The organism is Pontibacter anaerobius (assembly GCF_026241195.1).
GTDB lineage: Bacteria > Bacteroidota > Bacteroidia > Cytophagales > Hymenobacteraceae > Pontibacter > Pontibacter anaerobius.
In genome coordinates, this window is the sequence record NZ_JAPFQO010000003.1 from 1 (window position 1) to 18,040 (window position 18,040).

Here is an 18,040-nt window from a genome sequence, read left to right on the forward strand (position 1 = left end):
CTACTACAGGGAAGTAGCTCCACAACTTAACGAACCGCTGTATGCGAGACCCGCTTGTACAGTGGTGTGAGAGGCGCTCCCCGCTACCTAACGGTGGCGGGGCCGTCTACTCGATTAGCTTTTCGGTATTCTATCTTTTTCTGCAAGCACTAATCTATCAAGAAAATCAGTTCTTTGGTTTTTCAGGCTTTTATTTACTCTAATTAAATTACTAACTCCAATCAAGAAGAACACTCCAATTGCTGCCATAGTTATTTCTTCATTCGGAGCGCTGATTAGAGAATTAATTAGCATACAAAAACATAGGATGGTGAAGCCAACTAGAAAGGTCAGCAAGAATTTATTGCTAACGACTCTACCCTTAACAAGCAATTTTCCGTTCTCCGATTTGAACTCTCCTTTTATCTGTCCGCTGGCTTTTTTGAAGAAGGTCTGTGTCGGGATTAATGTGAAGCGGTTGAATTTTATATGACCACGAAATGGCTTGTTAGTACTTGCTAACTGTTCAGACAGTTCATCAAGATCCGAGTCGACTATTGAAAGAAGATATGCAGAAAACTCTTGTTCTGTTATCTGCAAAGTCACTTCAAAATCTTCTTCAAACCTTACCATAGATTTATGATTTACTGCAAGCTAACTACTCTGTAAACGTCACTATGACGTTTATCCGCCTTATATGCGAAGGTGGTTTTGTCTGCATTGGCTCAATTTTTTTGAGCTTTGCGGTTTTAAGTGGACTCCTTTGCATACAGTTAAGCTAATATAGTTCATTTCTAAAGATTATCAAGTGGGCTCGTGATTTTATCCAAGGCATAGCTGGTCACATGCGTATAAATCTCGGTGGTCTTGCTGCTCCTGTGCCCGAGCAGTGTCTGGATGTACCTCAGGTCTGTGCCTTGCTCAAGCAGGTGAGTGGCAAAAGAGTGCCTGAGCGTGTGCGGGGTGGCTTTCGTCCGCACAGCCGCTTTCTCTCTGGCCGCCCTGAAGACGTTGCGCAGGCTCTCCACCGTGTACTGCCCGCCTTGCTGCCCCTCGAAGAGCCATACTTTGGGCCGATAGACTTTATAGTAGGCCCGCAGGCTCTCCAGTAGCCTTTGCGAGAGCAGCGTAGTGCGGTCCTTTTTGCCCTTGCCGCCCCTAATCAGCAGCATGTTTCTGCCCGACTGCACGTCGGTTAGCCTGAGGTTGATAACCTCGCTGATACGCAGCCCGCCAGAGTAGAGCAGCTGCAGCATACAGCGATGCTTGAGATTGTCGGTCGCCAACAGAATCCTTTTCACCTCCTCCTTGCTGAGCACGGTCGGTAGCCTGTGGGGCTTCTCGGGCCGCTCTATCTGGCTCAGGTCGAGCGTGTGCCGGCCCAGCACCCGATGGAAGTAGAATTTAACAGCATTTATGCTCTGGTTGATCAGCGAAAAAGAGTACTTCTGGCTCTGGACCATCTGGCGGTGGTACTCATTTATTTCCTGCGTACCAAAGCCGTTAATCACTTCAAGGCCCTCGCTATGTCCGTTTAAAAACCGCAGCAGCAGGCTGTGGTAAGTGCGGATGGTGTTAAGCGAGTAGTTGAGCAGGTACAGCTTCTCCAGGTAGGGCAGCGGGCAGGTAACATAGCTGGCCGTCTTGCTGTAGGTCTGCTCCCATAGCCTGCGCATAATACCCATGTCCCGGATGTGCATCGTACTAGCGAGCCATACCTGCGCCGTGCCCTGCACATCGTCGAGCAGTTGGTGCAGGCTTGTGGCTTCGGTGCTTACGGCAAAGCACCGCGGCTCCTCTAGCCACTGACAGCAGGAACTGCATTTCAAAGTCTTATATAACAACTCGTTAAAGGCAAAGGAGATTTGGATGAGCGTTTTGCCCTCGTGTTCCAGCGGCTGCAGGCGTATAATAGGCAGTTCAGGCAGCTTAGCCAGCGGCTCCGCCTGCAGGTTCCCTGATGTAATGACTGCGCCCATTGCCGGTCGAAGCCTTTTAGGCCTGTTCAGATAACGCGTGTCCACCAGGGCCACCCCCTGAAAGTTCCGGTGCAGGAGCTCAATCGCCTCCGGCGTTTTATGTGTCACGTAGCACTTATACGTCTTGCTATACTTAACCGCGTCGCTGTCTTTCAGCAGCTTGGTGATGCGGTGGTCCGGCTTGTACCAAAGGCGTATGAACTGCTTCCCCTCATGCTCAAGCGTGTTAAGGTACAGAACGGGAGCCGTGTTATAAGACTGCTGCATAACGACATTATTAAAAGCATGAAGTTAAAACCAAAGCAGCTTGTAGCCGTGTTATTACTCGTGTATAATCGGATATACTCGAGTAATAACACGGCTAATGAATCAGAAGGTAAGACATTGCCCCACATGCGAGGGAGAGATTATAGGCAGAACAGACAAGCGCTTCTGCTCAGACCAGTGCCGGTTCCTGTTTAACAACGCTAAAAAGAGAGAGGATAAAAGCGAACTGCTCATTCAAAGAGTCAACGCTACGCTCAGGAAAAACCGCACCCTTCTTAAGCAAGCCAGCCCCGAGGGAAAGACCACCCTGCGTCGCGAGGTGCTGCAGCTAGCTGGTTTTGACTTCCGGCACTTCACGCACCTCTACCGCACCAAGAGCGGCAACACTTACCACTTTTGCTACGACTACGGCTACCTACTGCTGGAAGACGAGAAGGTGCTTATTGTAAACTGGCAGCCCTATATGGATAAATAAATCGGTGCTATACTTTATACTTCGTTGCTGTTCAAGGTATAGCCCAATCTCACCCCCATCTCACTTACCTCCAGCTTTGCCTCGCGGCCGCACACCAGCGCCAGGTTATCCGGCTCGTGGCCGGTCGGGAAACCGAAAGAAACGGGGTAGTTATACTTCGCTGTGTGTTCGGCTATAATCTCATAGGCGTTTTTGCCAAAGGGGTCGGCATTGTCTTTCATGTCGCTGAAGTGGCCAATGATCAGGCCTGCCAGGTTATCCAGTTTGCCAGCGCGGGAGAGGTGCACCATCATGCGGTCGATGTTGTAGAGGTACTCATCCACGTCCTCCAGGAAAAGGATTTTGCCGCGTGTGCTGAAGTCTGAGCGGGTGCCGGAGACGTTGTGCAGCAGGGCCAGGTTACCACCTATCAGCTGCCCCTGCCCGGTGCCTGTGCGGTTAAAAGGGTGCGGTGATACTTCATACTGTACTTCCTCCCCAAACAAAGTCCTGCGGAGGCTGTCCAGAGCGGCTTCGGTGCCGGAAGGGAAGAGCAGGGGCATAATGCCGTGCACGCTTTCTATGCCTAAGCTATGGATGTGGCAAAGCAGGGAGGTGATATCGCTGAAGCCCACCACCCACTTGGGCTGCTCCTGAAACCGGCTGAAGTCTGCCTGGTCGAGGATGCGGGTGGTGCCGTAGCCGCCGCGCGCGCAGATAATGGCTTTAATGTCTGGCCGGTCCAGGGCCTGCTGCAGGTCCTGCAGGCGCAGCGCATCGTCGCCGGCGAACACACCGTAAGTTGCCCCCACAGTTGGGCCTATCTCGATCTCCAGTCCCCATTGCTGTAAAACCTGGACGGCAGCCTCGATGGATGCACGGTCTATTTTTCGGGCAGTGGCAATAATGGCAACTTTGTCGCCGGGCTGGAGCGGTGTAATCATACTTTATATGTTATTTGGCTTGAGGCTAAGTTATGGCTTTTAGCTAAGATTTGCGAACACGCCTTTTTTTAGCCATCTTCGGACACGCTTTTAAGAACCAACAATCACGCAGCCAACCTGTGTGAAAAGCTAATCAACCTAAGCCTTTTTATGACCCAGGTACAACACAAAAAATCCGGCGTGGACAAGTTCCTGTCGGTAGTAGAGCGCATCGGTAACGCCCTGCCTCACCCCGCCACCCTTTTTGCAGGCTTTGCCCTGCTGGTTGTTATCCTCTCGTGGGTAGCCAGCCTGTTCGATATGGCCGTAACACACCCCGGCACCGGCGAAACGGTAACACCGTTTAACCTCCTCTCCACCGAGGGCCTCCACATGATCCTGACCCGTATGGTAACCAACTTCACGGGTTTTGCCCCCTTGGGTACGGTACTGGTATCGTTGCTGGGCATCGGCATTGCAGAGGGTACCGGCCTGATCGGGGCGGTGCTGCGCCTGGTGGTGCTGTCGTCGCCGAAGCGCCTGCTCACGTTCGTGATCGTGTTTGCGGGTGTGATTTCTAACACAGCCTCGGAGGTAGGTTACGTGTTGCTGGTGCCGCTGGCGGCGGTTATCTTCCTGGCGGCTGGCCGGCATCCGCTGGCGGGCCTGGCTGCTGCTTTTGCCGGGGTATCCGGGGGCTACAGCGCCAACCTGCTGCTCGGCACCGTAGACCCGCTGTTGGCCGGCCTTTCTACGGAAGCTGCCAAAATCATTGATCCGGCCTACGCAGTAAACCCTGCTGCCAATTATTACTTTATGTTTGTGTCGACTTTCCTGATCGCGGGACTGGGAACCTGGGTAACAGAAAAGGTGGTGATCCCACGGCTTGGAGAGTATGAGGGTGATGAGAAGCCGCAGAGCATTGATCGTCTGAACGCACAGGAGAAGCGCGGCCTGCTGTACGCCACTATTGCCATACTGCTGATGGTGGCATTTATACTTGGTGGCTTGATTCCGGACTATGGCTACCTGCGCGATCCGGAAACAAACGAGATCCTGCACTCGCCGTTTATGTCGGGTATTGTGGCCTTTATCTTCCTGCTGGCTGGTATAGCGGGCATCGCCTACGGCATCGGGGCCAGAACCATCAAAAACGACAGCGACGTGATGCGCGGCATGGCCAAGTCCATGGAAACGCTGGGCTCCTACATCGTGCTGGTGTTCTTTGCGGCACAGTTCGTGGCTTACTTTAACTGGACTAACCTGGGCCTTATTCTGGCTATTAACGGGGCGGATGTGCTTAAAACGCTCGGTCTAAGCGATATTCCGCTCATGATCACCTTTATAATAGTGGCTGCGCTGATTAACCTGGTGATGGGCTCTGCCTCGGCGAAATGGGCGATTATGGCACCGGTGTTCATCCCGATGTTTATGTTGCTGGGTTACACGCCGGAGTTTACGCAGGTGGCCTACCGCATCGGCGACAGCGTAACCAACATTATCTCGCCCATGATGTCATACTTTGCCCTGATCGTGGCTTTTATCCAGCGCTACGATAGGAAAGCCGGTATCGGAACGGTTATCTCTACCATGCTGCCTTACACGGTGGTGTTCTTTATTGGGTGGGTGATCTTGCTGGTGATCTGGATCCTGCTTGGCTTGCCGATAGGGCCGGGTGCGGAGATGTATATGCCGTAAGTCTAAGGTTAAAAAGAATCAGATCTAAAATATAAGTCTCGTTCTATAGTATAAAAAAACAGAAGAGCCGCAGGAGCATTAGCTTCTGCGGCTCTTCTGTTCATAGTGGCTGCTCTACTTGATCAGCTTCAATCCAAAACTCACCAGGAACTGCTCGTTCTTCACTTTGCCGTCGGTTTGCTGGGTGGTGTTGGTAAAGTCGCGGTTAATGCGTTCATACCGCACATCCACCGTCAGGGCACCAATGTCTACCCCCACGCCGGCCTGGTAGCCCCAGTCGGAGCTGTCGTAGTAGTCTTTTACGGTGCGGCCCTCTTGCTTGGCTGTGAGCAGGGTGGAGGCCACGGGCCCCGCCTGCACCCGCGCCACCCGCAGGAAGTTAAAGCCTACCAGCAGCGGCACATCCAGGCGGTCAAACTTAAACTTCTCCACACGAACGCTGGTGCTGTTGGGGTCATCCTGTACCTCTACCATACCTCCCGAGGTGGCAAGTATGGCTTCTGGCTGCAGCAGCAGGCCCAGCACCTGCAGGCGGGCAAAGGCACCCGCGTGGTAGCCTGTTATGTTCTCGGCCGTGGCATACTGCTGCGGATCGTTGTGTACTTCTGTTAGCTTTACTTTGGAGGAGCTCACGCCGGCCTTCACGCCAGCCTGAAACATCTGTGCCTGGGCTGTAATGCTAATAGCCAGCACGGTTATCAAGGTTAAAATAATTTTTCTCATAACTAAAAAAGATAATGGTTGGAGTGCTGACGAATGTTCTAACGAACTTACTGTATACGTTAGTGCATAAAAAAAGCCGCTCCCCCTGATGGAGGAGCGGCCAGTGCCAATATCTTCTTTGGTAGTAGATAGGTTGTGGAATCTTTATTTACATCTCACCTTAAACAAACAATCCTTTTTTGGCTTTGTGATGCAAAGATAAATACAAAAGCTATACCAACCTGCAGATTTATACGAATAGTAGCTTTTATTAGGCTATAACCCGTTTTTGTTAGACCAACATCCCATCCCGGCCGACAAACAGCAAATAGCTATTATCCTATGTGGTTGTGTTACTGTTTTGCTCAAACCATTGCTAAACAGCCCTTTGCTGCGGCTTATACTTCGTTGTAAGGCTCCGTGGAATGGGAGATGAAGTCGGCGTCGGGGTTAAGTATGGCGGTTGCCTCTATCTCCACTAAATGCTCCGGATTGATAAGCCCGGCCACCTGCACCATGCTGGCAGCCGGCTTTATGTCTTTAAATACCTCATGGTGTGCGCGGCCGATCTCCTCCCAATGCCCGATGTCGGTTACGTAGAGGCGCGTGCGCACCACGTCTTTCATGGTGGCGCCTGCCTGCTGCAGCGCCCGCTCTATCTGCCGGAGGATATACTTTGTTTGCTCGTAGGGGCTGCCTCTGCCAACCACGGTGTCGCCGTTGGTGGCGGTGGTGCCGGCTACCTCAATGGTGTTGCCTACCCGCACGGCGCGGCTATAGCCTACCACATCCTCCCAAACGGCTCCAAACGAAATGTTCTGTCTTTTCATACTTTCAAGGATAATCAATAGTATACTTTAGGCGCAAAAACCGGTTTACAAGTATAAAACTAACGTACGAATGGCAGCATCCCGGAAGCAGCGAATGAATCTTTCCCTGAAATTCCCGCCCATAATTTCATACTTTTGAGTTCACTATTCCCCAGCTATGCGCCTAAGGTCTAAACCGGTACTTTGTAATTATTACGTTACCTATCGTTGTAACGCAAAGTGCTCGTTCTGCGATATCTGGGAGCGGCCGTCGCCTTACATCATGCTGCCGGACGTGGAGCAGAACCTGCGCGACCTGAAGCGGCTGGGGGTGCAGGTGATAGACTTTACCGGCGGCGAGCCGCTGCTGCACCGCCAGATAGACCAGATGCTGGGCATGGCGCACGACATGGGCTTTATCACCACGCTCACCACCAACGCTATGCTCTACCCCAAACTGGCCGAGAGGTTGAAAGGCAAGGTGGACATGCTGCACTTCTCCCTCGACTCGGCCGATAAGGAGGAACACGACAAAGGCCGCGGCGTGGCCTGCTACGATTTTGTGATGGAGTCGATTAGGGTGGCACGGGAACTGGGCGAACACCCTGATATTCTGTTTACGGTGTTCCGGCACAACCTGCACCAACTGGAGGAGGTGTACCAGAACATCATACTTCCGAACAAACTGGTGCTTATACTTAACCCGGCCTTTGGTTATAATGAAGTGGAAACCGGCGAGCAGCTGACGGAGGAGGAACTGCGCTACCTGAGCGATTTCGGAAAACGCAAACAAGTATACCTGAACCAGGGCTTCGTGCAGCTGCGCCTGGATGGAGGTAACAAAACGGCTAAACCAGTGTGCAAAGCTGCCAGCACCACACTGGTTATATCGCCAGAGAACGAGCTGGTGCTGCCCTGCTACCACCTGGGCACGAAGGGCTTCCCGATCAACAGCGGCCTGTATGAGTTGTACCGGAGCCAGGAGGTGGAGGAGCTGAAGCGGCTGGAGGGAAGGTTGCCGGCCTGCGAGGGCTGCACCATCAACTGCTACATGCAGCCCAGCTTTGCCGTGGAGCTCAATAAATATTTCTGGAAAGCCCTGCCCAGCACCCTCAAGTATAACTACCTGAAAGGCACCTGGAAGCGCCTGATTTAATATTTAACTGTTATTTTTGCTGTATCAGGAGCTCAGTTACAAAACTGTCTGACTCCTAAACTCTCTAACTTTTTAACTTAATCTATGCCAGTTATACTTCCGGTTAAGGGTGTGCGGCCACAGATGGGTGAGGGCTGCTGGATTGCTGAGAACGCCACCATTGTGGGCGATGTGGTGATGGGCAACGAGTGCTCCATCTGGTTTAACGCCGTGATCCGAGGCGATGTGAACAGCATCCGGATCGGCAACAGAACCAACATTCAGGATGGCGCCGTGATCCATTGCACCTACGAGCGTGCCGCCACCACCATCGGCAACAACGTGTCGATCGGGCATAACGCCATTGTGCACGGCTGCACCGTGGAAGACAACGCGCTGGTGGGCATGGGCTCTATTGTGATGGACAACGCCGTGGTGCAGCAGAACTGCATTGTAGCGGCTGGTGCAATTGTGCTGGAGAACACCATCTGCGAGTCAGGGTGGATTTACGCCGGGATACCGGCCCGCAAGGTAAAGCAGCTGAGTCCGGAGCAGGTAGAGGGGCTGGCTAAAACCGCCAACAATTATGTAATGTACAGCGGCTGGTTTAGCGGGAAAGGGTAGTTAGATATTTCTAAAGTATAAATTTCATGGCGGCTGCCGTTGGGCGGGCAGATCGCGACCTGTCCCTATGAAGGTGTAACCCCATCCCCGCCCCTTTCAATAGGGGAGTTTCAGCATCCGATTATCATCCCCCCTGCCTCTCCCGAGTCAAGTCCGGGATCTGCGACTTCAAAGGGGGGACTTGGTTCCAGTTACATTAGCGGTGGCTATTTCATGGCGCGAGCGTCCTCGCTCGTGCCTAAGTATAGTTGGGCCTCCGGCCCTTGTTACAAACTCAACACCATTTTAAGACACGGGAAGAATTCCCGCGCCAGAAATATAATGAAGAAAGGCAAAAGCACCGCCCAACCACCCCCTACAGCCGATTATCATCCCCCTGCCCCCTTCAAAGGGGGACTTTACCTCACCCCAGCCCTCTCCTAAAAACAGGAGAGGGAGTCCGGTTCAAGTGGTATAGCAATGGCTATCGAGTATGATCCCAGTCCTTGGGTTGAGCGCCTTTGGAGTTTTTTGGTCCCGCAGGGATTGCAAAGCGACAGCGAGCAAAGAAAAGCTCCCAGCGCGATGCCCGAGGGCGAGCCCTCCCGGGCCTGAGGGAGCCAAGTATAAAATGAAACTTTAGGTTTGTAAGACTGCGGATCAGTAGAGACTAGCAAGGATAGCTTATGTCAAGTTGTAGAAAGCAGAAACTACTAAGTATAAGCAAGGATCAGCAGCGGCTACCAAGTATAGCCAAAGTATGAGCCTGAGGATAAAAGGCTTATACCAAGTATAGCGAGGAGTAAAATATGCTTAGAAATCCTGCCCAAACCTCTTAGGAGATAACCTACTCCCCCAGATGCCTTAGCACCTGCTGCTGCAGTAGCCTCAGTTTCTCACCCGGCAGCTTTTGCTGCACTATCTCAAAGAAAACGCGCTCTTCCTGGCGGATGTGTTGTTCCAGCAGTTTCCCCACTTTATCCAGCCTGTCCGGCAGGTTTGCCGCGTCTACAGCCGGTAGGGCAAGTATAAGTTGCTCCAGTTTCCGGTGTTCGGCCTGCAGTGCCGCCGCTTGCTGCTGCAACTCCTCCGAAAAATCCGAGGCAAGTATAAAAACGGTTTCCTCCTCCAGCTTAAAATGGGGCAGCAGGTGCTCCTGTAGAAAAGCCAGGACATAGTCGCGCTTGGCGGCGGGGGTAGTGGGCATGCCCTTATAGGCAGGAGCGCCGTGTTGCAGTAGCCTTGCCGTAAGCAGGCCGCCGTGGTGTTGCCTGGAGATCGGTATGAGGCTCTCGTGGCGCTTCATCGGTTAGCTTATCTCTTCCCGGTAATCCTCCAGCACCGTCAGCAGCACCCACTCTACCCGGCGGTCCGACTTCTCCAGCACCCGCACGTGGTATTGGTTAAAGGTGGTGGTCTCGTTCAGGTTTTCCGGTATCTGACCATAGATCACGTTGAGCAGGCCGCCCACGGTTTCATAGTCCTCGCCCTCCGGCAGGGGGTATGGCAGGTAATCGTTGGCATCAGACACAGCGGCAGAGCCGTTCACTTTGTACTCGAAGTCGCTCAGGCGCTCCACAAGAGGGGCCTCCTCATCGTACTCGTCCTGTATCTCGCCCACCAGCTCCTCAATAATATCCTCTATGGTAACAATGCCCGACACCCCGCCGAACTCATCCGTAGCAATGGCCATATGCAGGTGGCGGCGCTGGAACTGCTTCAGCAGGCGGTTTATCTTCTTGGTTTCCGGCACAAAGTAGGCAGGGCGCATCAGCTCCTCAATCACGATCGGTTTGCCGAGGCGCACAATGCTCAGGATGTCCTTCACGTAAAGTATGCCCACAATATTATCTACGTTGCCATTGTATACCGGCAGGCGGGAGTAACCTTCGTTAAAGATGATTTCCATAAGCTCCTCCTCAGGGATGTTCACATCAATGGCGACCATTTTGGTGCGTGGCACCAGGATCTGCTTCACCAGGCGCTCGTTAAACTGGAACACGTTCTCGATCAGTTCGTGGTGAGAGTCCTGTATGGCGCCGCCCTCGGCACTCTGCTCAAACAACAGGCGCAGCTCTTCGGCGGTATGCACCTCGGCCCCGTGCATAGCCTGTATACCCAGGGCGCGCAGCACCATATTGGCCAGGCCGTTCAGAAGCCAGATAAACGGCTTGAACAGGATATAGAAGAAGCGGAGCGGGTAAGCCACGGCCAGGGAAGTAGACTCAGGGCGCTGTATGGCCAGCGATTTAGGGGCCAGCTCGCCGAAAACGATGTGCAGCACTGTGATGATGGCAAAGGAGATGGGCAAGGCAATGGTGTGCGCCAACTCCTCGCTGCCCGTAAAGCCAAACGCCTCCATCACGTTGATCACGATCTGCGCTACCACGCTCTCGCCAATCCAGCCAAGTCCCAGCGAGGCCAGGGTGATGCCCAGCTGCGTGGCCGAAAGGTAGGCATCCAGGTGGGTGAGCATATTCTGCGCCAACTTAGCCATCGCGTTGCCAGACTGCGCCCGCAGCTCTATCTGGGAAGACCGTACCTTTACAATGGCAAACTCGGCTGCCACAAAGAAGCCGTTCAGCAGCACAAGGAATATCGTTAAGAAAATATCGAATATCATAGTGTATGTTTTTGCCGTGTAATTGCAGCAAGCTGTAAAATTACTAAAATACGTACTCGTTTTACATCTGTATATGCTACATGTACTATATTTTACGACCAACGGCATCAATAAGGCTTCTTAACGTATTTTTATTAAAACGTTTTGGCCTCTACAGCAGCCCCAAAGGCAATTTTGTTAAGAGTTTATACTTTTGGATAAAAAAACGACGCTGAAGTGTTATAGTCAGTAGCACTGCAGCGGAGAAAGTACGTGCGGCCTGTTATTCAGAGTGGGGAATAAAGCGTTAAGGGAGTTAAAAGGGTTGTTTAGCAAACATACGGCAACGCCCGTGCTGCCTCACGTTAAAATTGCCTACTTTTGTAGTGTTTCAGTTGAAAGTATACCTAACAGGGAGTGCCGTTTAATGTGTTCTCCAGCAAAGTATAATTACATACTCTATGACTAAAAATATCATCCTTAAGCAGCTGTCGGCCACATGGCTGTTATTTATGATTGCCTTTGTAGCGCAGGCGCAGGTACTCAAGCCTTCTTCGTGGAGCTACGATGTCTCTAAAAAAGAGGTGGCGGTAGGAGAGGAAGTGGAGCTGATCTTTAACGTAAAGATCGACAAGGACTGGTACCTCTACTCTTCGGACTTCGACCCGGAGCTGGGGCCGATGGTAACCACATTTTCGTTCCAGAAGCATCCTTCCTACGAGCTGGTGGGCAAGATAAAGCCCGTTAAGCCAAAGAAGAAGTATGACGAGCTGTGGGAGGGGGAATATACCTACTTTGTGGGCACCGCACAGTTCCGGCAGAAGATACGCGTGCTGCAGCCCGACCTGCAGGTAAAAGGCAACTACGAATTCCAGGTATGCTCCGATGTTACCGGTCAGTGCATTCCGTTTGATGATGAGTTTACCTTTACAAACAAGCAGATCAGCGTGAGCGGTACCGCAGCCCCTGCTGCCAAACCAGCCCAGGAAAGCAAGAAGAAGGCCGCTGCACAGCCGGCAGAAGAGCAGCAAAAAGCGCAGCAGGCAGAGCAGCCCGCTGAGGCTATACCTGACCTGGCCACTGCCGCAGCTGCCGCCAACACAGAAGACACAGACACAGCCGCTGTGCCTGCCACCGCCACACCTGGCGATGACGCTATTGCAGATAACGATGAAACTTCTACGGTTTCGGCCATACCCGATGAGGAGCCTGCCACGGCAGGCGGTGATGGCTTGTGGGCCTTTATGCTGGTGGCTTTCGGCTCCGGCCTGGTGGCATTGCTGACCCCCTGCGTGTTCCCGATGGTGCCCATGACCGTGAGTTTCTTTACCAACAGCGGCGGCAGCAGGGCGCAGGGCATCCTGAAAGCAGTGGTCTACGGCCTGTCCATTATCGCTATTTATACTTTGATCGGTACGATTGTGGCCAAGCTTTTCGGGGCCGATGGTGCTAACTTCATCAGTACGCACTGGCTGCCGAACGTACTTTTCTTCGTGATCTTCCTGCTGTTTGCCATGTCCTTTTTCGGTATGTTCGAGATCACGCTGCCGAGCTCGTGGCTGACCAAAGTAGACTCTAAAGCAGACCAGGGAGGTTGGATCGGCGTGTTTTTTATGGCTTTTACGCTGGCGCTGGTTTCCTTCTCGTGCACCGGCCCGATTGTGGGAAGTATACTGGTGGCCTCTGCCGGCGGTGAGACCCTGCGCCCCATTGTGGGCATGTTCGGTTTCTCGCTGGCCTTTGCGCTGCCGTTTACCCTGTTTGCCGTGTTCCCGTCGTGGTTGAGCGGGCTACCAAAATCCGGTGGCTGGCTTAACTCGGTGAAGGTGGTGCTTGGCTTTATTGAGCTGGCGCTGGCGCTTAAGTTCCTGAGCGTGGCCGACCAGGTATACCACTGGGGCATCCTGGACCGCGAAGTGTACCTGGCACTCTGGATCGTCATCTTCACCCTGATGGGATTCTACCTGCTGGGCAAGCTCAAGTTCTCCCACGACTCCGATCTGAAGTACCTGGGTGTGCCGCGCCTGTTTTTCGCTATCCTTACGTTTGGCTTTGTAGTCTACCTGATCCCGGGCCTGTTCGGGGCGCCGCTGAAAGCCTTGGCTGGCTACCTGCCGCCGCAAAGCACCCAGGATTTTGATCTGAACACCATTGCCCGCCAGGGTGGTGGTGGAAGCACGGCCGTGCTGGCAGCCAACGTAAACCAAAATTGTGAGCCCCCAAAGTATAGCGAGTTCCTGCACCTGCCGCACGGCCTGCAGGGTTACTTTGATTTGGAGCAAGCCAAGAAATGCGCTGCCGAGCAGGGCAAGCCCATCTTTATTGATTTTACCGGCCACGGCTGCGTAAACTGTCGCGAGATGGAGCAGAACGTATGGTCGGACCCGGAGGTGCTGAAGCGCCTTCAGGAGAACTACGTAATTGCTGCCCTCTACGTAGACGACCGCACCGAGCTGCCGGAAAGTGAGTGGTACACCAGTACCTACGACGGCAAAGAGAAGAAAACCATTGGCAAGAAGTACGCGGATTACCAGATCACGAAGTTTAACGTGAACGCCCAGCCATACTATGTGTTGATGGACGAGAACGAGAACATGCTCGTAAAACCCATTGCCTACGACCTGAACGTGGACAACTTCGTGAAGTTCCTGGATGCCGGCGTGGAAGCCTACAACAACAAGCAGCAGGTGGCGCAGAAATAATATTTAGACCTCGCGGCGTCTTTAAGCCCGCGAGCGTCTGGTGTGTCTGCTGTAGGTGTCTCTGCCTGGCTGGCAACTGCTATACTTTGCCATACGCTCGCTTAAGCTGTGCGTACCGCGCGTCCTAAAACAAAAAGCCCGACCAGTACTGGTCGGGCTTTTTGTTTTAGTCTTAATACTTGATACGTGTATCGAGATACGCCTGTAACTATTTTGCTTCGTTGTAGCGCTTGGTTACCTCATCCCAGTTCACCACGTTCCAGAAGGCGTTGATGTAATCCGGGCGGCGGTTCTGGTAGTGCAGGTAGTAAGCATGCTCCCAAACATCCAGACCCATGATCGGCTGGCCACCGCATCCTTCTGCGAATGACATCAGCGTGTTGTCCTGGTTAGGTGTAGAGCAGATCTCCAGCTTGCCGCCTTTCACGCACAGCCATGCCCAGCCAGAGCCGAAACGTGTAGCCGCAGCCGCGTTGAATTTCTCTTTAAACTGATCGAATGAGCCGAAAGCGGAGTTGATGGCGTCAGCCAGCTCGCCGGATGGCTGTCCGCCACCGTTTGGAGAAAGGATTGTCCAGAACAGGTTGTGGTTGTAGTAACCGCCACCGTTGTTGCGAACAGCCTTGTTGTCTTCTTTCACATTGCGCATGATCTCGTCAATGCTCATGTTCTCCATCTCAGTACCGGCGATAGCCTTGTTCAGGTTATCGGTGTAGGCCTGGTGGTGCTTAGTATGGTGGATTTCCATGGTGCGCGCGTCGATGTGCGGCTCCAGTGCGTCGTAGGCATAAGGTAGTTTCGGAAGTTCGAAAGCCATAGTTTTATATAGATTTATGTTAGAAATATTTTACTTGTACATACAATGGAGATGTACGGCATCGCTCCAAAGTTAGTTAATTTCTTTTAGCCGCAAAGAAGGACGACATCAGGTCGGCGCACTCCTGGGCCATAATGCCGCTCACCATCTCGGTTTTGGGGTGCAGCAGGTTGCCCACCCTTCTATAACCGCGCTTGGGCTCAGATGTTCCGAACACCACCCGCTTTAGCTGCGCCCAGTAGCTGGCGCCGGCGCACATCACGCAGGGCTCCACAGTAACATAAAGGGTGCAGTCGTGCAGGTATTTATTGCCCAGGTACTCGGCGGCGGCGGTCAGGGCCAGCATCTCGGCGTGGGCCGTCACGTCGTTCAGCTTCTCGGTCTGGTTATAGGCCTTGGCAATAATGCGGTTGTTGGCCACCACCACTGCCCCAATCGGAATCTCGCCCTCCTCATAGGCATACTGCGCCTGCTTGTATGCCTGCTGCATAAAATGCTCATCGCTGTGGATGGATAAAAAGTCTGTCGCCATAGGGTAAAGATGGATAGGGGAGGGCTAAAAAACAAACCTTCCGCCTCTGTATGCTGGCTTTCCTATCCGTATAAAGTATGAATGTAACTAATATTGTATTAAATTGAATTATTGTTTCCGTTATAGGTTGTATCGGCTGGTGCCATAACTAAGTTTAAAGTATGAAGAAGGTTCTACTTGTTCTTTTGTTGGGAGTGCTTACAGGTTCAGCACAGGCGCAGGATCCCGTTAAGCTACCGCCTGCACTCGGGGTAAAAGGCGGGGTAAACTACTCCAGGTTTGCCTTCACCCCCGACGTTGACCAGCAACTGCTGTTAGGGTATACGGGCGGCTTGGTGTTTAAGCATTTCTCGACCCCCAACATTGGCATACAGGTGGAGCTCAACTATGTACAGGGAGGCTGGAAAGCGATCCAGAATCAAGACTCTTCCTATACCAGGTCGCTGGACTACATTGAGCTGCCTTTTTTAACGCACGTAGCTCTTGGGGACAGAAACACCCGGTTTATCCTCAACCTTGGCCCGTACGTATCCTACCAGCTGCGCGATAACGGAACTGATGCCCCTGCCGGAGAAACCCCCACGGGGTACCAGTATAAAAGTATAGACAATGAGTTTGTGTACGGCCTGGGCTTTGGCATCGGCATGATGCAAAAAACCGCTATGGGCACACTGCAACTGGAAGGCAGGTTCACGCACGGCCTGCGCGACGTGTTCAGCAGGGAGATAGATCTCACATCTTCCAAAAGCCAGAATATAAGCGTCACGCTGAGTTACCTGCTGAGCTTCGGGGCAGGAAAGGGGCAGGAGTAAAGCCTTGTGAACCGGGCACCACAAAAAAAAGCCCCTCCAGCAAGAAGGGGCCTTTAAGTAGTAGGTAGGTAGTAGTGTAGTTATTTGATATTTACAGAGCCCATGATCTCGCGGGCTGTTTCTTGCCAGTCGTTTTTCATAGTGAAAGGCACGTGCATGGTAAAAATGTACAACTGGTCGCCTTTAATGGTATACTGCACAATGCTATACTTTTGCACTGGTGCCAGGTTAGAGGAGCCGCGCTCGTCGGCTAGCTTGCTCACAAACTCAAACACCAGATAATCCTTCCCCTTTACCTGCGTTACCTCCTGGCGGATAAAATCCACTTGCGTAAACGTCTCCAACAGGTTTGCCTTATAAAATTCGCGCAGCATGTTAAGGTCCTCTGCCTTAAACTGCGATCGCTTCTGCGTTACACTAAAGTCTATCTGGCCATTTGGGCTGGTATACACGGCAAGCGGCTTGGTGGTGGCGGGGTATTTACGGGCAATGCCATCATCGGGCATCGGCATAAAATCCTGCGGCAACAGCACGCTAATCTCTTTGCTAACCTGGGTCTTTTTCAGTTTAGATTGTGCAAAGGTGGCTCCGGCTATCAGAATAATGGCTAAAAAGGCAAAGTATCGCATGTTCATGGGTTTGTTTGGGCAAAGCTATTAAATATTAGGGAATAGGAATCTGTTGCTGCTATATATGCAATAATTCTGCCAGAAAAGGTCTTCCTGTACATTAAATTCAGCTTTACCAGAAATATCTTTAAGCAGGCGGCTGCGTTATACTTTTAGAGGAGGAAGGCACTGACCACAGGCCTGCAGGGGAATACTTTACCAAGGTATAATTTGCCGGCCCGTTTTAACGTGCTGCTGAAAGTATAAATCTAAAGACCACTCACTAAATGTATAAAACTATGATTGAAAACTTGATTAATAACCTGAAGGGTGAGCTGACCGGAGAACTGCAAAACAAGTTTAACCTGCAGCCCGACACCGCCAACAAATCTGTGGACCTGGCTAAGGATAACGTATTGCACGAGCTGAAGCAGCGTACAGGGGGCGACATGGGCGGGTTGATGGACGTGCTGAAGGGGAAAAAAGCCCCTGCCGATAGCAGTGCCACCAACAGTATCATCAATAAGTATATGGGCGACCTTACGAGTAAACTAGGGATACCTGAGAGTGTAGCCAAGCAAGTGGCACCCTTTGCCATCAACTTCATTATGCAGAAGATAGGAGCACAGTCAGGAAGCTTGAACGAGAGCGACCTGCTGGGAGACTTAATAGGCGGTGGCCTGAAAGATAAACTGGGCGGCTTCTTTAAGTAATCTTTTTGCAGACGTGGGTGTGCAAGGCGTGCCGTAATATTTGAGGTTGGTAGCCTGCGCTAAGTCTATTACTTTTGTAGCGCCTGTGCTGTAGCCAGTGCAGTGCTGCAAAGTATAAACCGGATGTCAGAAAGTTTACAGAGTCTCTTTTACAAGTTCCTGAAGTTTGGCGTGGTGGGTTTCACAGGCCTGCTGCTGGACTTCGGGGTGACCTTTCTGGCAAAGGAGATTTTGCGCTGGAACAAGTATGTGGCCAACAGCCTGGGTTTCCTGCTGGCCAGCGGCAGCAACTACTACCTCAACCGCATCTGGACCTTCCACAGCGCCGACCCAGAGATCGGCTGGCAGTTCTCGAAGTTCCTGGCCGCCGCCGTGGTGGGGCTGCTGCTCAATAACCTCATCATCTACCTCCTCACCGACCGCGCCAAGCTTAACTTCTACGTTTCTAAATTCATAGCCGTGGTGCTGGTCTTCTTCTGGAATTTCTCCATGAACTACCTGTATACTTTTACGGGGTAGTTCGGCTTCTTTGTCAGAATCAGGATTTTCAGGATAGGTAAGATACGCAGGATTGCAGTACCGGATTTAACCACTCCCTGCCTCCTCTTGGGGGTGCAGGGGCCCCCTTTATAGGCTAAGGAGGGGAGTTTCCGAAGACGATTAACATCCCCCTGCCCCCTTCGAAGGGGGACTTGGTTTAACGCA

The 18,040-nt window shown here is 52.3% G+C and carries 18 protein-coding genes; 8 read left to right on the forward strand and 10 right to left on the reverse strand.

Annotation, left to right across the window (positions count from 1 at the left end; translation table 11 throughout):
• Window positions 1-114 precede the first annotated feature (114 nt).
• Entirely contained in the window at window positions 115-612 is a 498-nt protein-coding gene (locus tag OO017_RS05630) for a hypothetical protein (RefSeq protein ID WP_266051483.1), read from the reverse strand.
• 161 nt (window positions 613-773) lie between these two features.
• Window positions 774-2,225 carry a tyrosine-type recombinase/integrase gene (locus OO017_RS05635; protein WP_266051484.1) on the reverse strand — a complete coding sequence of 484 codons (1,452 nt, stop codon included), beginning with the start codon at window positions 2,223-2,225 and terminating at the stop codon, window positions 774-776.
• 97 nt (window positions 2,226-2,322) lie between these two features.
• On the opposite strand from OO017_RS05635, the gene OO017_RS05640 reads away from it, so the two are divergent.
• On the forward strand, window positions 2,323-2,700 hold the full coding sequence (locus tag OO017_RS05640; protein ID WP_266051485.1) for a DUF2116 family Zn-ribbon domain-containing protein: 378 nt from the start codon (window positions 2,323-2,325) through the stop codon (window positions 2,698-2,700).
• A gap of 14 nt (window positions 2,701-2,714) precedes the next feature.
• On the opposite strand, the gene OO017_RS05645 is transcribed toward OO017_RS05640, so the two are convergent.
• The gene (locus OO017_RS05645) at window positions 2,715-3,623 is read right to left on the reverse strand and encodes a S66 peptidase family protein (protein WP_266051486.1); all 909 of its coding nucleotides are present in this window, start codon (window positions 3,621-3,623) and stop codon (window positions 2,715-2,717) included.
• Window positions 3,624-3,773: 150 nt separating this feature from the next.
• Here OO017_RS05645 and OO017_RS05650 point away from each other — a divergent pair, with 150 nt between their 5' ends.
• On the forward strand, window positions 3,774-5,300 hold the full coding sequence (locus tag OO017_RS05650) for an AbgT family transporter (protein ID WP_266051487.1): 1,527 nt from the start codon (window positions 3,774-3,776) through the stop codon (window positions 5,298-5,300).
• 114 nt (window positions 5,301-5,414) lie between these two features.
• Here OO017_RS05650 and OO017_RS05655 read toward each other — a convergent pair whose 3' ends face one another.
• Window positions 5,415-6,023 (reverse strand): porin family protein, encoded by a 609-nt coding sequence (locus OO017_RS05655; RefSeq protein ID WP_266051488.1) that lies wholly within the window; start codon window positions 6,021-6,023, stop codon window positions 5,415-5,417.
• Window positions 6,024-6,400: 377 nt separating this feature from the next.
• Complete coding sequence (locus OO017_RS05660) at window positions 6,401-6,832, reverse strand: RidA family protein (RefSeq protein ID WP_266051489.1); 432 nt, start codon at window positions 6,830-6,832, stop codon at window positions 6,401-6,403.
• Window positions 6,833-6,989: 157 nt separating this feature from the next.
• On the opposite strand from OO017_RS05660, the gene OO017_RS05665 reads away from it, so the two are divergent.
• Both OO017_RS05665 and OO017_RS05670 read left to right on the forward strand, forming a co-directional pair.
• On the forward strand, window positions 6,990-7,967 hold the full coding sequence (locus tag OO017_RS05665) for a radical SAM protein (protein ID WP_266051490.1): 978 nt from the start codon (window positions 6,990-6,992) through the stop codon (window positions 7,965-7,967).
• Between the two features lie 84 nt (window positions 7,968-8,051).
• Complete coding sequence (locus OO017_RS05670) at window positions 8,052-8,570, forward strand: gamma carbonic anhydrase family protein (RefSeq protein WP_266051491.1); 519 nt, start codon at window positions 8,052-8,054, stop codon at window positions 8,568-8,570.
• Window positions 8,571-9,396: 826 nt separating this feature from the next.
• Here OO017_RS05670 and OO017_RS05675 read toward each other — a convergent pair.
• Both OO017_RS05675 and OO017_RS05680 read right to left on the reverse strand, forming a co-directional pair.
• Window positions 9,397-9,855, reverse strand: a complete 459-nt coding sequence (locus OO017_RS05675; RefSeq protein WP_266051492.1) for a hemerythrin domain-containing protein — start codon at window positions 9,853-9,855, stop codon at window positions 9,397-9,399.
• Window positions 9,856-9,858: 3 nt separating this feature from the next.
• Window positions 9,859-11,172, reverse strand: a complete 1,314-nt coding sequence (locus tag OO017_RS05680; RefSeq protein WP_266051494.1) for a hemolysin family protein — start codon at window positions 11,170-11,172, stop codon at window positions 9,859-9,861.
• A 440-nt stretch (window positions 11,173-11,612) separates the two neighbouring features.
• Between OO017_RS05680 and OO017_RS05685 the strand changes: the two genes are divergently transcribed.
• Complete coding sequence (locus tag OO017_RS05685) at window positions 11,613-13,853, forward strand: protein-disulfide reductase DsbD family protein (RefSeq protein ID WP_266051495.1); 2,241 nt, start codon at window positions 11,613-11,615, stop codon at window positions 13,851-13,853.
• 208 nt (window positions 13,854-14,061) lie between these two features.
• Here OO017_RS05685 and OO017_RS05690 read toward each other — a convergent pair whose 3' ends face one another.
• On the reverse strand, window positions 14,062-14,670 hold the full coding sequence (locus OO017_RS05690; protein WP_266051496.1) for a superoxide dismutase: 609 nt from the start codon (window positions 14,668-14,670) through the stop codon (window positions 14,062-14,064).
• A 76-nt stretch (window positions 14,671-14,746) separates the two neighbouring features.
• Window positions 14,747-15,202, reverse strand: a complete 456-nt coding sequence (locus OO017_RS05695) for a nucleoside deaminase (protein WP_266051497.1) — start codon at window positions 15,200-15,202, stop codon at window positions 14,747-14,749.
• Window positions 15,203-15,363: 161 nt separating this feature from the next.
• Here OO017_RS05695 and OO017_RS05700 point away from each other — a divergent pair, with 161 nt between their 5' ends.
• Window positions 15,364-16,014 carry a porin family protein gene (locus OO017_RS05700; protein WP_266051498.1) on the forward strand — a complete coding sequence of 217 codons (651 nt, stop codon included), beginning with the start codon at window positions 15,364-15,366 and terminating at the stop codon, window positions 16,012-16,014.
• Window positions 16,015-16,094: 80 nt separating this feature from the next.
• Here OO017_RS05700 and OO017_RS05705 read toward each other — a convergent pair whose 3' ends face one another.
• Window positions 16,095-16,649 carry a hypothetical protein gene (locus tag OO017_RS05705; RefSeq protein ID WP_266051499.1) on the reverse strand — a complete coding sequence of 185 codons (555 nt, stop codon included), beginning with the start codon at window positions 16,647-16,649 and terminating at the stop codon, window positions 16,095-16,097.
• Window positions 16,650-16,921: 272 nt separating this feature from the next.
• Here OO017_RS05705 and OO017_RS05710 point away from each other — a divergent pair, with 272 nt between their 5' ends.
• Entirely contained in the window at window positions 16,922-17,335 is a 414-nt protein-coding gene (locus tag OO017_RS05710) for a hypothetical protein (protein ID WP_266051500.1), read from the forward strand.
• A gap of 123 nt (window positions 17,336-17,458) precedes the next feature.
• The gene (locus OO017_RS05715) at window positions 17,459-17,854 is read left to right on the forward strand and encodes a GtrA family protein (protein WP_266051501.1); all 396 of its coding nucleotides are present in this window, start codon (window positions 17,459-17,461) and stop codon (window positions 17,852-17,854) included.
• The last annotated feature ends 186 nt before the right edge of the window (window positions 17,855-18,040 follow it).